Origin of the sequence: Streptomyces sp. NPDC058534 (assembly GCF_042717365.1) — a bacterium.
Taxonomy (GTDB): Bacteria; Actinomycetota; Actinomycetes; order Streptomycetales; family Streptomycetaceae; genus Streptomyces.
In genome coordinates this window covers 14,577-27,271 of sequence record NZ_JBHXNW010000036.1, presented here as the reverse complement: position 1 = coordinate 27,271, position 12,695 = coordinate 14,577, and the positions used below count along the sequence as shown (strand labels likewise).

Sequence of the window (12,695 nt, the reverse complement as noted above, 5' to 3'; positions counted from 1 at the left end):
GGGGGGGGGGGGGGGCGCGGGGGGGTGCGGCCCGTCGGGGGGCCCGCCCCCCGGCCCCGCCCCCCCCCGGGGGGCGGGTCGGTTGCCGGTTGTCGGCCCCGTCCGTCGGAGTGACGCACGGGGCCGGAGCCGCTTGCCTGCTTCTTACTGCGTGTGTGTCGTGTTACCGCGTGTGTGTCGTGCCTTGGCGTGCCGTCAGGCCGCCGCCCCGGACTCCCCGGACGGCTTGCGGTGACGGCCCCGCGGGATCGCCGCGGCCTCCTGGCTGGAGACCGGTCCGCGGTGCTTGCCGTGGCCGGTGTCGGTCTTGGAAACGTCGGCGCCGTCGGCCTGCATCGGCTGGGTCGTGCTGGCGTCGTTCATCGGAAGCAATTCACCCCGTCAACATGATCTTTCTTACAGCCGGGCGAGTGTAACCGGCCCCCCTCGACCCGAATCCAGGCGGCCACGCCAACCGGCACTACTTCGTTACAAGCCGCGCCAGCGGGGCCTGTTGCAGGGGTACGGGGCGGGGTGGAGGGGGTGCCTGTTCGTCCTTTCCGTCCGGATTCACGGCAGGCTCCTCGTCCGGCTCGGCGGGCCGGTCCGGAGCCGCGTCCTCCGCATCTCCGGCGCCTCCCGCATCTCCGGTGCCTCCGGCGTCTCCCGCGTCGCCGGCGACTCCCGCTTCTCCCGGGGCCAGCCGTGCCAGGCCGCACGGCAGCTCCGGGGTGGAGCACGGCAGCCGCAGTTCCCCGTCCGGCGTCCACAGTCCGGCTCCCGTCAACCACCCCTCGGGCGCCGGAAGATGACGCACCCGCCGCTCGGCGGGCCGCCACACCCCGACCCAGCTGCCGAACGGGCCGTCCACGCGCAGCGCCACCGCGCAGCGCTCCGGCGTCAGTGCCTGCCCCGGCTGGATCGCGACCGGCGTCACCACGCAGTCCGCCAGCCGCAGGCACTCCGGGAAGCGCACCGGCAGCGTGCTGCCCAGCACCCCCCAGCCGAGCCGGTCCCGCCCCGGCGAGGGTGCGTCCGAACGGATCAGCACCAGCCCGCTGTCGGGGTCGGCCAGCAGTATCCGGTCGTCGCTGTCGGCGGCGATCTGCAGCAGCGGCGACACCTCGCCGCCCCGTTCCAGGTCCACCGCGACCGCCTTCACGCGTCCGCCGGTCTCCCGGTCCAGGGCGAGTATCCGGCCCGCGCGGTCCAGCCAGGCCCCGCCCGAGCAGCGGCCGGGGATCTCGGCCAGCCGCTCCGGCCCGAAGGCACCGCCCGCGACCTGCCACAGCACCGTCGCCCGTGGGCCGACGGCGAGCGCGTACGCCCGCTCGCCGCCCGGCACCGGCGGGAGCAGCCGCAGCCCGGTGGTGTCCGGCGGGCACTCCACCGCGCCGAGCGGCAGCTCCCCGGTGCCCGGTCCGGTCGGGTAGAGCAGCGAGAAGAGGTGCCGTCCGGCCGCGACGCGGTGCACCAGGACCCGCCCGTCGGCCATCGGCTGCACCTCCGTGCCGGGCTCCTCCGGCTGGTTGCCGGGCAGCGGCACCGCGTACGGCTCGGGGCCGTCCAGGGTCCAGCGCTCCGGGTACCAGGAGTCCCCGCGCCGGGCGAGACGCGCGGCGTAGGCGCCCTCCGCGGTGATGCTGCAGCCCGCCCGCGGGGCCCCGCTGTTCCCGGACTCCGCCGAAGGCTCGATCGCACAGACCGTCATCTTTCGGTCACCTCCGGCGACGAAGGTAGTTTTCGCACGCACGGGCGGGGGACCGGTCGCCGTACCCATCACACGTACGTGTGTCACAGGAACGATTCGCCTGAGGGGAGGGAGGGGTGTGTGCTGTGCCGGACCGGGGCGGTGGCGGGGTGCCGCGACGGGTGCAACGGCACAGAACCTCCAGGTAGCCTTGCCTTCGTGCCCCGTCTGTCAGAAGTCATCGCCGCCCTGGAGAACCTGTGGCCCGCCGAGCGGGCCGAGTCCTGGGACGCGGTCGGTACCGTCGTGGGCGAGCCCGGCCAGGAGGTCTCCCGGGTCCTGTTCGCCGTCGACCCCGTCCAGGAGATCGTCGACGAGGCCGTGAAGCTCGGCGCCGACCTGCTCGTCACCCATCACCCGCTCTATCTGCGGGGGACGACGACGGTCGCCGCCTCCACCTTCAAGGGCCGCGTGGTACACACGCTCATCAAGAACGACATCGCCCTGCACGTCGCCCACACCAACGCCGACTCCGCCGACCCGGGCGTCTCCGACGCACTGGCCGGCGCGCTCGACCTGCGTGTCGTACGGCCCCTCGTGCCGGACCCGACCGACCCCGAGGGCCGCCGCGGCCTGGGCAGGGTGTGCGAGCTGGAGCATCCGCTGACCGTCCGCGAGTTCGCCGCCCGGGCCGCCGAGCGGCTGCCCGCCACCGCGCAGGGCCTGCGCGTCGCCGGCGATCCGGAGGCGACCGTCCGCACGGTCGCCGTCAGCGGTGGCTCCGGCGACAGCCTCTTCGACCATGTCCGGGCGGCCGGCGTCGACGCCTTCCTCACCGCGGACCTGCGCCACCACCCGGTCTCCGAGTTCATCGCGGACCGCGCCCAAAGCCCCCTCGCGCTGCTCGACGCGGCGCACTGGGCCACCGAGTGGCCCTGGTGCGAGCTGGCCGCGGCCCAGCTCGACGAGATCTCCGACCGCAACGGCTGGGACCTCAGGGTCCACGTCTCCAAGACGGTCACCGACCCCTGGACCGCCCACGCGGCGTCCGCCCCGACCTCCAACACAATGGGAGCCCCCAACTGAAAGCCGAGCCCGCCGACCAGATCCGAGTCCTCGACGTCCAGGGCCTCGACGTCCGGCTCCAGCAGCTCGCGCACAAGCGCCGGTCGCTGCCCGAGCACGCCGAGATCGAGTCGCTGACCAAGGACCTCACCCAGCTGCGCGACCTGCTCGTGGCCGCGCAGACCGAGGAGAGCGACTGCGCCCGCGAGCAGACCAAGGCCGAGCAGGACGTGGACCAGGTGCGCCAGCGCGCCTCCCGCGACCAGCAGCGCCTGGACTCCGGCGCCGTCACCTCCCCGAAGGACCTGGAGAACCTCCAGCGTGAGATCGCCTCGCTCGCCAAGCGGCAGGGCGACCTGGAGGACATCGTCCTTGAGGTGATGGAGCGCCGTGAGTCCGCGCAGGAGCGGGTCGCCGAGCTGACCGAGCGGGTCGGCTCGGTCCAGGGGAAGATCGACGACGCCACCGCGCGCCGGGACGCGGCCGTCGAGGAGCTGGACGGCGAGGCGGCCTCGGTGACCAAGGAGCGCGAGGTCATCGCGGGCTCGGTCCCCGACGACCTGCTGAAGCTCTACAACAAGCTGCGCGAGCAGCAGGGCGGCGTCGGCGCGGCCAAGCTGTACCAGCGCAGCTGCCAGGGGTGCCGCCAGGAGCTGGCGATCACCGAGCTGAGCGAGATCCGCTCGACGGCGCCCGACACCGTCGTACGCTGCGAGAACTGCCGTCGCATCCTGGTGCGCACGGCCGACTCCGGGCTGTAGGGGCAGGTTCGGTGGCGGCTTCGGTGGAAGCTTCGGCGGCCGGTGCGGTGCGGGAGTTCGTCGTCGAGGCCGACGGCGGGTCGCGGGGCAACCCGGGGCCCGCGGGCTACGGGGCGGTGGTGCTGGACGCGGCGACCGGGGAGTCCCTCGTCGAGGCCGCCGAGTACCTGGGGGTCGTCACGAACAACGTGGCCGAGTACCGGGGGCTGCTGGCCGGACTGCGCGCGGCGAGGGAGCTGGACCCCGACGCGCGCGTGCAGGTACGGATGGACTCCAAGCTCGTCGTCGAGCAGATGTCGGGCCGCTGGAAGATCAAACACCCCGACATGAAGCCGCTGGCGACCGAGGCGGCACGCGTCTTCCCGCCGGGCCGCGTGACCTACGAGTGGATTCCCCGCGCGAACAACAAGCACGCCGACCGCCTGGCCAACGAGGCGATGGACGCGGGCGCGCGCGGCGAGCAGTGGTCACCGGGCGACTCGACGGCGGAACTGGACGCGGGGGGCGGTGCCGGACGCGGGGCGGGGGCCGCCCGTACCGGGGGCGCCCGGAAGACCGGTCCGGCGGGGGCCGACCCCGGGGCCGGCGGCACGGCCGGTGCCGCCGTCGGTGGGCGGGTCGCCCAGGCCGCTCGCACCGGTGCCGAGAGTGTGCCGTCGCCCGGCGCGGACGGGGCCCGTACCGACACCACCGCAGATGCGGACGCCCGCGCTCAGGACGCCGACGCCGACGCCGCCGACGTGCGGGCCGCCAAGACCGTCGCGTCGCCCGGCTGGGGACCCCCCGACATGGGCGCCCCCGCCACCTTCGTACTCCTGCGGCACGGCGAGACGCCCCTGACCCCGCAGAAGCGGTTCTCCGGCAGTGGTGGCAGCGACCCGTCCCTGTCGTCCGTCGGCCGGGAGCAGGCCGAGAGGGTCGCCGCGAGCCTGGCCCGGCGCGGCACGATCCAGGCGGTCGTCGCCTCACCCCTGGCCCGCACCCGCGAGACCGCCGGCATCGTGGCCGCCCGCCTCGGCCTGGAGGTGACGGTCGAGGAGGGCCTGCGGGAGACCGACTTCGGTGCTTGGGAAGGGCTCACCTTCGGCGAGGTGCGCGAGCGGTACCCCGCCGACCTGGACGCCTGGCTGTCCTCCCCGGACGCCCGGCCGACCGGCGGCGGCGAGAGCTTCGCGACGACGGGGGCGCGCGTCGCCGCCACCCGCGACAAGCTGGTCTCGGCCCACGCGGGCCGCACCGTCCTGCTGGTCTCGCACGTGACGCCGATCAAGACGTTCCTGCGGCTCGCCCTGGGCGCCCCGCCCGAGTCGCTGTTCCGGATGGAACTGTCCGCGGCCTCGCTGTCGGCGGTCGCGTACTACGCCGACGGCGGCGCGAGCGTCCGCCTGTTCAACGAGACGTCCCACCTGCGCTGAGCGCCGCCGCCGCACGGGCCAGCGCCTCCACGCGCCCCCAGTCACGGTCGGCCACGGCGTCCTTTGGCAGCATCCAACTGCCCCCGACGCAACCGACGTTGGGCAGCGCCAGGTACTCCGGGGCGGAGCCGGGACCGATGCCGCCGGTCGGGCAGAAACGGGCCTGCGGCAGGGGAGCGGCGAGCGCCTTCAGGTAGGCGGTGCCGCCCGCGGCCTCGGCCGGGAAGAACTTCATCTCCCGCACCCCGCGCTCCAGCAGCGCCACCACCTCCGACGTGGTCGACACCCCCGGCAGGAAGGGCACCCCGGACGCCCGCATCGCGTCCAGCAGGACCTCCGTCCACCCCGGGCTGACCAGGAACCGTGCCCCCGCCGCCACGACCTCCCCGACCTGGCCCGGCGTGATGACCGTGCCCGCGCCGACCACGGCGCCCGGCACCTCGTCGGCGATGGCGCGGATCGCGTCCACCGCCACCGGCGTCCGCAGCGTCACCTCGATCGCGGGCAGCCCGCCGGCGACGAGCGCCCGGGCGAGCGGCACGGCGTCGGCGAGATCGTCGACGACCACGACGGGCACGACGGGTGCGAGGTCCAGCACCGAGGTGGCGGGTGAGGAGGGCAGCGGAGAACTCATGCCCTCATCGTGCCGTCGCAACGCACGACGCGCAACGCACGTTGCGATATGCGCAACGACAGTCGAGGGTGCCTCAGTGGATCTCGTCCACCAGCACGTCCAGCGACCACGGCCGCCCCGCCTTCGCGGGCCCCCCGCCCTCCACCTCGTACCCCAGGTCCCGCAGCGCCTCCACCAGCTCCGCCGGCCCGCCCGGCGCGCTCCCGGACGTCAGCAGGCTGCGGACGATCCGCCCCTTGGTCGCCTTGTTGAAGTGGCTGACCACCTTCCGGGTCGGCGCGTGCAGCACCCGTACGGTCGCCGTCCGCTCGGCGACCCCGCCCTTCGGCTTCCAGGCCGCCGCGTACGCCGACGAGCGCAGGTCCAGTACCAGCCGCTCCCCGGCCGCCTCGGGCAGCACCTCGGCCATCGGCGCCCGCCAGTACGCGCCCAGCGCCCCGAGCCCGGGCAGCCTCACCCCCATCGAGCACCGGTAGGAGGGAATCCGGTCGGTCACCCGCACGGCACCCCACAACCCGGAGAACACCAGCAGCGAACGGGCGGCCCGCCGCTTGGCCGCCGCGTCCAGCGAGGCCAGGTCCAGCGCGTCGTACAGCACACCGGTGTAGATCTCCCCGGCCGGCCGGGCCCCCGCCGTCAACAGCTCCACGTTCTTGGCGACCTCGCCGCGCAGCCCCTCGCTCAGCCCCAGCACCTCGCGGGCCTTCTCCTCGTCCCCGGCGCACAGGTCGACCAGTTCGCCGAGGACGGTCTCGCGGGCCGGGGTCAGCCCCGGCAGCGACAGCGAGTCGGTCTTCAGCGGGGCGCCCCGGCCGGACGCGGCCTTCCCCTCGGACGGCGGCAGCAGGACAAGCACAGGCACTCCTTCGATCCAAGCTCCCGGTCAGGGTACGGCGTGCCCCTCCCGCGCCTGGTTGACGGCCCGCACGAGGCCGCCGACGTCGTCGGCGTGACAGCGCACCACGCGGACCTCGTGCCGCCGCCCGAAGAACGTGACGTGGGTGACGGGCTCGGCGAGTTCGACGGTGACGGACGTCTGCGCGCCCACGGCGAGGTTCAGCTCGCCGTCCTTCGGCTCGTGCGTCGCGCGCAGTTCGCGGCGGACGGAGGCGATCCGCTCCAGCGGTATCCGTACGTCGACGTGGACGGCCCGGCGGATCCGCAGCGCGCCGGCCTCCGGGTCCAGGACGTGCGGTCGGACCACGGACGCCGCGTGCAGCCCGACGATGAACACGATGGTGTACACGTCCAGGACCAGCACCACGTGGTGCACGGTGGGCCAGGCGCGCAGCAGCACGGACATCCCCACGGACTCGACCACGCAGACGAACGCGAAGCCGGACATCGTCGCGCCCTGCCCCCGCGAGTACCCGAAGGCGGCCGAGCCGTCCGCCGTCCCGTGGGTCCGCCGGGTCATCCACAGCCACAGGCTCGCCAGCAGCCGAAGCTCGTGCCGGACCAGGACGTACGGGAGTGAGGTGAGTGACGAGCCCGTCATGACCGCCGCCCCCTCGACACGATCTCCATGGCCTGCCGGATCGCCTCCGCCTGCCCCGGCGCGAAGTCCGCGTACAGGGCACGCAGGATGCTGTGGTCGAAGTCGAGGTCGACGCCCTCCTCGGGCACCAGGTCCGCGGGCATGGACTCGGCGAGCACCCGGGCCGCCTGAGCCACCCTCGGATCGTCGGCGCCGACGTCCACCAGCTCGTCGAGCAGCGCGTACGCCCTGTGCGCCCGCGCCACCGCCTCCGGCGACCCCAGCGCGCCGCGCAGCGAGGCCATCAGCCCCGCCCGCTCCTCCGGGGGCACCGTGCTCTCCAGCGTCGCCAGCATCTCGCGGTCCCGTACGGCCATGGGGGAACCGGAGACGTCCCCCATCCCCGCGAACAGCGCGGCCAGCTCCGGCGAGACCGGCCCCTCGGGCGGCAGCCCGCCCTCCGCCTCCAGCAGGGCCCGCAGCCGCGCCCGGCGCTCCCGGATCGCGGCCTCCTGCCGCGCCAGGTCCGCGTCCAGTTCCTCCAGCACCTCGGCCAGCTCCTTCCCGGCCTCGTCCGCGAGCGCGTCCCGCACCTCGGTGAGCCCGAGCCCCAGCTCGGCCAGCCGCCGGATCCGGGCCAGCACGACGACGTGCCGCAGTGTGTACGACCGATACCCGTTGGCCAGCCGTTCCGGCTCGGGCAGCAGCCCCTGGTGGTGGTAGTGCCGCACGGTCCGCGTGGTGACGCCGACGGCGTCGGCGAGTTCTCCGATCCGCATGCTCCCAGTAGAAACGTTGACGTTGCGACAGGGTCAAGCGCGGCGGGTCCGGCTTCTGACGGTGAGCGTGATCGTGTGCCACGATCGAGGGAACGGTTCCCGATCTCTCGGACAGGTGATCAGTCCATGTCCCAGTCTGGCGAGCGACCGAAGGAGGGGCGTGACATGACTGCCATGGCCCATGAGCCGCTGACCCAGGCGGATGTCCTGCTGGAGGGGTTCCTCGCCCTGGACACGCCGGAAGGCTTCCGGGCAGAGTTGATCGAGGGGGAGATCGTTGTGACGCCGCCGCCGGACGGGGATCACGAGGACTACATCGGGTTGATCGTGACCCAGGTGATCAAGAAGTCCCGAACCGACATGCAGTTCTCCGGGAACAAGGGCCTGAAGCTCAGGGGCGGACTCGACCTTCCGATGGACCACGTCATCCCCGACGGCACCTTTGCTCCCAAGGACCTGCGCCTGTATCGCGGCGCGGATCCCTGGATGGCCTGCCAGGGCGTCACCATGGTCCTGGAGGTGACGTCCAGCAAGCCCCGGGTCGACCGCGAGGCCAAGCGCCGCTGCTACGCCGGTGGCGGCATCCCCCTCTACCTGCTCGTCGACCGGCAGGCGTCCTCGATCACGCTGTTCAGCACCCCGGAGAAGATCGACCACCGCGACGACTACCGAGAGCACTGCACCCGCCCCCTGGGCAAGCAGCTCGCTCTCCCCGCCCCCTTCTCCTTCGACCTGGACACCACCGACTTCCTCTGAGGCCGTCCGGATGTCACCTCCGCGCCCGGTACCATGGTCGACACGGCAGACGAGCCGGGCGGGCGGCCGCGTGGAGTCCCTCACGGGACTTCCCGAGGAACGTCCGGGCTCCACAGGGCAGGGTGATGGCTAACGGCCACCCGGGGTGACCCGCGGGACAGTGCCACAGAAAACAGACCGCCGGGGACTTCGGCCCCCGGTAAGGGTGAAACGGTGGTGTAAGAGACCACCAGTGCCCAGGGCGACCTGGGCAGCTAGGTAAACCCCACCCGGAGCAAGGTCAAGAGGGGACGCCTTCTCGAAAGAGGGGGCTCCCTGCGCGGACGCGTGAGGGCTGCCCGCCCGAGTCCGCGGGTAGACCGCTGGAGGCCGGTGGCAACGCCGGCCCTAGATGGATGGCCGTCGCCGGAGGGCCCGCGAGGACCCTCCGGAACAGAACCCGGCGTACAGCCCGACTCGTCTGCCGCTCCCGCGTCGCGGGATCAGCCCTCGCGCCCCGTCGCCGCCACGGTCACGCCGAGGCCGATCATCGTGAGCCCGCCGGCTCCGCCCACCAGGGAGAGCCGCCGGGGTGAGCGGGCGAACCAGTCCCGTCCGGTCGACGCGGCGAGGCCCCACAGGCTGTCGCAGGCCACCGCGATGATGTTGAAGACCAGCCCGAGCAGCAGCATCTGGACCATGACGTGTCCCTGCGTGCGGTCGACGAACTGCGGGAGTACGGCGGCGAAGAACACGATGGTCTTGGGGTTGGCCACACCGACCGCGAACCCCTCCCACAGCGTGCGCAGCCCGCCCCGCGACGGCTCGCCCCCCGTGAACGCCGCCCGCAGGGCACCGCGTTGCCGCCACGCCCTGACACCCAGGTACACCAGGTAGGCGGCACCGGCCAGCTTCAGCGCGGTGAAGACAAGGACGGAACGCTCCACGACCGACCCGACCCCGAGGGCCACGGCCACGACGAGCAGGTAGGCGCCCAGCGTGTTCCCCACGACCGTGGTCAGCGCGGTGCGGCGGCCCTGGGCCAGCGCCCGGCCGATCACGAACAGGACGCTGGGCCCGGGGACCACGATCAGCAGGAACGACACGGCCGCGAAGGCGAGCAGACGCTCGGCAGACACCATGCCGCCCATCGAAGCACGGCCGGGATCGCTTCTCAGCTCGATATTTTCGCCGTGTCGAAACTTTCGTTCAGTCTGCTCGTCATTTCTGATCTGATGCGGGGCCTCTGAGTTCTGGCTGTATCTATGCCCTGCCTGCACGGCACCTTTAGTCTCGAAGGTTTCGAAATTCTCGCCGAAACTATTGACGCTCGTCGTGTACAGGCCAACACTGGCGCCGTCCCCGAACCTTCAGGCGTGAGGAGCTCGCATGCGTTCCCTTGTTTCCGGGGTGGCCGTCGCCGTGTTGGCCGTCGCCGGTACCGTCACCGGTGCCGCCCCCTCGCAGGCCGCCGTCTGCAACGGCTACGTCGGGCTCACCTTCGACGACGGGCCCTCCGGCACGACCCGGGCCCTGCTCAACGCGCTCAAGCAGAACGGGCTGCGGGCCACCATGTTCGACCAGGGGCAGTACGCCGCCCAGAACCCGTCCCTGGTCCGGGCCCAGGTCGACGCGGGGATGTGGGTGGCCAACCACAGCTACACCCACCCGCACATGACCCAACTGAGCCAGGCCCAGATGGACTCGGAGATCTCCAGGACCCAACAGGCCGTCGCCAACGCGGGCGGCGGGACGCCCAAGCTGTTCCGGCCGCCGTACGGCGAGACCAACGCGACACTCCGGTCGGTCGCGGCCAAGTACGGGCTGACCGAGGTGATCTGGGACGTCGACTCGCAGGACTGGAACAACGCCAGCACCGACGCGATCGTGCGGGCCGTCTCCCGGCTGGGCGACGGACAGGTCATCCTCATGCACGACTGGCCGGCCAACACGCTCGCCGCCGTCCCGCGCATCGCGCAGACCCTGGCGGGCAAGGGCCTGTGCTCCGGCATGATCTCGCCGCGGACCGGCCGTGCGGTCGCCCCGGGCTGAGCGCGCCGGGCCCGCGCGGAGAAATGGACGTGCGGGTCTCCGGGCAGGTGGGATACGGTCCCACCTGTTCGAAGGGGGGCCAGACATGGCGAAGTTGAACCAGATCATCGCGGTCGAGAAGGGCGTCAAGAGCAAGTCGCTCCAGGACGTCACCGCCGCGCACCAGAAGGTGCAGAAGCCCGCGCTGCTGGCCGGGATCTCGCGCACGTACCAGCCGAAGGACGAGGAGGGCGAGCAGTTGCCGCCCGAGTCGACGCGGGTGCAGGTGCGGGCCGAGGAGGTGCTGCGCGAGATGGGCTCCTCGCTGACGCGGCTGTTCGACGTGACCGCGACCAAGGACTGGGCGAACTGCTCGGCCCGCGCGGACGTCACCGTCGACGGGCGGACGGTCGTCGCCGACGTTCCGGTCAGCTACCTGCTCTTCCTGGAGAAGCAGCTCACCGATCTGCACGCCTTCGTGAAGAAGCTGCCGACGCTCGACGCCGCCGAGGCGTGGGCGCAGGACCCGTCCACGGACTGGTGGAAGACGGACCCGGTCCGCACCATCCGGACGAAGAAGGTCCCGCGCAACCACGTGAAGGCGGAGGCGACGGAGAAGCACCCGGCGCAGGTCGAGGTGTACTACGAGGACGTGCCGATCGGGTACTGGACGACCGTGAAGTTCTCCGGCGCGCTGCCGGCGCGGCGGGTGAACGAGTTGCTGGGGCGGGTCGAGAAGCTCCAGCAGGCCGTCAAGTTCGCCCGGGAGGAGGCCAACGGCGCCGAGGTCACCGACCAGCGGGTCGGCGACGCGGTGTTCGGCTACCTGTTCGACTGAGGCCCCTCGCGGGCCCCCGTACGGGTAGCCTCCACAGATGCCCTCGCGTGCGAGCGCGGGGGTGCGCAAGCTGAAACTGACGTTCAGCCTGAAGAGGCGCGGCGCGCCGACAGTGCGTCCGTGCCGTCAATCTCAGACTCTCGCTCCAGCTTCAGCATCGCCGCCGATCACCGGAGCGACAAGGCCGGACGACCGCCGTCGGATGCGAGTTCGAATCTCGTCTGCACCGCTTCCTGGTGCGGTAGTTCAAAGGAAGAACACGACGGCCTGACGACTGATCCGTCCTTTCACAGGACTCCGGTGTGCGCATCAGGTGGCATCCCCAGGGGCCCGGGAGCAGGCTACGCTCCCGGGCTCCGCCACGTCAGGATTCGGTGGTACCGCGTGGCCGGCCCGCCACCCGTGCCAGATGGCGGCCGAAGACGTCCCGTGCCTCGGGTGTCAGGGTCCGCAGCGCCACCATCGCCGTGATCACCACGTCGCACAGTTCCGCTTCGACGTCCTTCCAGGTGTGGGTGACGCCCTTGCGCGGGTTCTGGCCGGTCGCGCCGATCACCGCCTCGGCGACCTCCCCGACCTCCTCCGACAGCTTCAGCATGCGCAGCAGCAGGCCCTCCCGGCCGCCGACGGGCTGGTCCGCCTCCAGCCACTTGCACAGGTCGTCGATGGTGTCCCAGAGGTGGTCGGGCGGGGAGTCGGTCCGGCGTCAGTGCGGCGTCAGTCGAACAGGGGCTCCTGCTCGCCCTCGGTCGCCTTCCGCACCCGTTTGTTGCGGGCGCCGACGACCACCGCCGTGGCCGCCGCCGTCGCCGCGAGGGCGGCCGGGACCATCCAGTTGCGGTTGACCGCGTGGCCGAGGGCGTGGTCGAGGGAGAGGCGGCCCGGGCCCGCGACCGCGAGGCCGGCGGCCGTCAGGGCGAGGGACGCCGCGTACTCGTAACCGCCGGCCTGGGCGAAGAAGCCGTTCGGGGCGTGCACCGCCGCCGCGCCCACCATCGCGCCGGCCGCCGCGGCACCCGCGGCCGGGGTGGCCAGGCCCAGCGCCAGCAGCGTCCCGCCGCCCGCCTCCGCGAGGCCGGCCATGACCGCGCTGGTCCGGCCGGGCTCGTAGCCCATGGCCTCCATGGCCTGGCCGGTCCCCTCGATGCCGCCACCGCCGAACCAGCCGAGCAGCTTCTGCGCCCCGTGCGCGGCCAGCACGCCGCCGGTACCCAGTCGGAGCAGCAGCAGGCCCAGATCGCGCCGGTCGTAACAGTTCACGTCGACTCCCTCGCAGACGGCGGCGGCTCAC

Annotated in this window: 14 protein-coding genes, 1 other RNA gene and 1 pseudogene; 7 read left to right on the top strand and 9 right to left on the bottom strand. The window is 72.7% G+C overall.

Annotated features, from left to right (window positions below; all coding sequences use genetic code 11):
* Positions 1–195 precede the first annotated feature (195 nt).
* On the bottom strand, positions 196–363 hold the full coding sequence (locus tag ACFWR9_RS22370; RefSeq protein WP_383844947.1) for a hypothetical protein: 168 nt from the start codon (positions 361–363) through the stop codon (positions 196–198).
* Positions 364–460: 97 nt separating this feature from the next.
* Complete coding sequence (locus ACFWR9_RS22365) at positions 461–1,690, bottom strand: hypothetical protein (protein ID WP_383844945.1); 1,230 nt, start codon at positions 1,688–1,690, stop codon at positions 461–463.
* A 198-nt stretch (positions 1,691–1,888) separates the two neighbouring features.
* On the opposite strand from ACFWR9_RS22365, the gene ACFWR9_RS22360 reads away from it, so the two are divergent.
* The 3 genes from ACFWR9_RS22360 to ACFWR9_RS22350 are packed head-to-tail and all read left to right on the top strand — an operon-like array spanning position 1,889 to position 4,910.
* Entirely contained in the window at positions 1,889–2,755 is an 867-nt protein-coding gene (locus tag ACFWR9_RS22360; protein ID WP_383844943.1) for a Nif3-like dinuclear metal center hexameric protein, read from the top strand.
* Complete coding sequence (locus ACFWR9_RS22355) at positions 2,752–3,495, top strand: zinc ribbon domain-containing protein (RefSeq protein WP_383845045.1); 744 nt, start codon at positions 2,752–2,754, stop codon at positions 3,493–3,495. The genes ACFWR9_RS22360 and ACFWR9_RS22355 overlap by 4 nt, the downstream gene beginning before the upstream one ends.
* 47 nt (positions 3,496–3,542) lie before the next feature.
* The gene (locus ACFWR9_RS22350) at positions 3,543–4,910 is read left to right on the top strand and encodes a bifunctional RNase H/acid phosphatase (protein ID WP_383845043.1); all 1,368 of its coding nucleotides are present in this window, start codon (positions 3,543–3,545) and stop codon (positions 4,908–4,910) included.
* Here ACFWR9_RS22350 and eda read toward each other — a convergent pair.
* The 4 genes from eda to ACFWR9_RS22330 form a co-directional block, all read right to left on the bottom strand.
* Positions 4,885–5,544, bottom strand: a complete 660-nt coding sequence (gene eda, locus ACFWR9_RS22345) for a bifunctional 4-hydroxy-2-oxoglutarate aldolase/2-dehydro-3-deoxy-phosphogluconate aldolase (RefSeq protein ID WP_383844941.1) — start codon at positions 5,542–5,544, stop codon at positions 4,885–4,887. The genes ACFWR9_RS22350 and eda overlap by 26 nt on opposite strands.
* 73 nt (positions 5,545–5,617) lie before the next feature.
* Positions 5,618–6,400, bottom strand: a complete 783-nt coding sequence (gene yaaA / locus ACFWR9_RS22340) for a peroxide stress protein YaaA (protein ID WP_383844939.1) — start codon at positions 6,398–6,400, stop codon at positions 5,618–5,620.
* A 27-nt stretch (positions 6,401–6,427) separates the two neighbouring features.
* Positions 6,428–7,042 (bottom strand): hypothetical protein, encoded by a 615-nt coding sequence (locus ACFWR9_RS22335; protein WP_383844937.1) that lies wholly within the window; start codon positions 7,040–7,042, stop codon positions 6,428–6,430.
* Positions 7,039–7,800 (bottom strand): MerR family transcriptional regulator, encoded by a 762-nt coding sequence (locus tag ACFWR9_RS22330; protein WP_383844935.1) that lies wholly within the window; start codon positions 7,798–7,800, stop codon positions 7,039–7,041. Before ACFWR9_RS22330 ends, ACFWR9_RS22335 begins: the two co-directional genes overlap by 4 nt.
* A gap of 165 nt (positions 7,801–7,965) precedes the next feature.
* Here ACFWR9_RS22330 and ACFWR9_RS22325 point away from each other — a divergent pair, with 165 nt between their 5' ends.
* A complete protein-coding gene (locus tag ACFWR9_RS22325; protein WP_383844933.1) occupies positions 7,966–8,556 on the top strand; it encodes a Uma2 family endonuclease in 591 nt (196 codons plus the stop codon).
* A gap of 50 nt (positions 8,557–8,606) precedes the next feature.
* Positions 8,607–9,019, top strand: an RNA gene (gene rnpB / locus ACFWR9_RS22320) — RNase P RNA component class A.
* A 19-nt stretch (positions 9,020–9,038) separates the two neighbouring features.
* Here rnpB and ACFWR9_RS22315 read toward each other — a convergent pair.
* Positions 9,039–9,677 (bottom strand): LysE family translocator, encoded by a 639-nt coding sequence (locus ACFWR9_RS22315; protein WP_383844931.1) that lies wholly within the window; start codon positions 9,675–9,677, stop codon positions 9,039–9,041.
* Between the two features lie 247 nt (positions 9,678–9,924).
* Between ACFWR9_RS22315 and ACFWR9_RS22310 the strand changes: the two are divergent.
* Positions 9,925–10,581 (top strand): annotated as a pseudogene (locus ACFWR9_RS22310) (polysaccharide deacetylase family protein); the annotation flags it as partial.
* A gap of 91 nt (positions 10,582–10,672) precedes the next feature.
* Positions 10,673–11,404, top strand: coding sequence for a hypothetical protein (locus tag ACFWR9_RS22305; protein WP_383844929.1), 732 nt, complete (start codon positions 10,673–10,675; stop codon positions 11,402–11,404).
* Between the two features lie 364 nt (positions 11,405–11,768).
* On the opposite strand, the gene ACFWR9_RS22300 is transcribed toward ACFWR9_RS22305, so the two are convergent.
* Together ACFWR9_RS22300 and ACFWR9_RS22295 are read right to left on the bottom strand one after the other, a co-directional pair.
* Positions 11,769–12,071, bottom strand: a complete 303-nt coding sequence (locus tag ACFWR9_RS22300) for a MazG-like family protein (RefSeq protein ID WP_383845041.1) — start codon at positions 12,069–12,071, stop codon at positions 11,769–11,771.
* 50 nt (positions 12,072–12,121) lie between these two features.
* Positions 12,122–12,664, bottom strand: a complete 543-nt coding sequence (locus ACFWR9_RS22295) for a DoxX family protein (protein WP_383844927.1) — start codon at positions 12,662–12,664, stop codon at positions 12,122–12,124.
* Positions 12,665–12,695 lie beyond the last annotated feature (31 nt).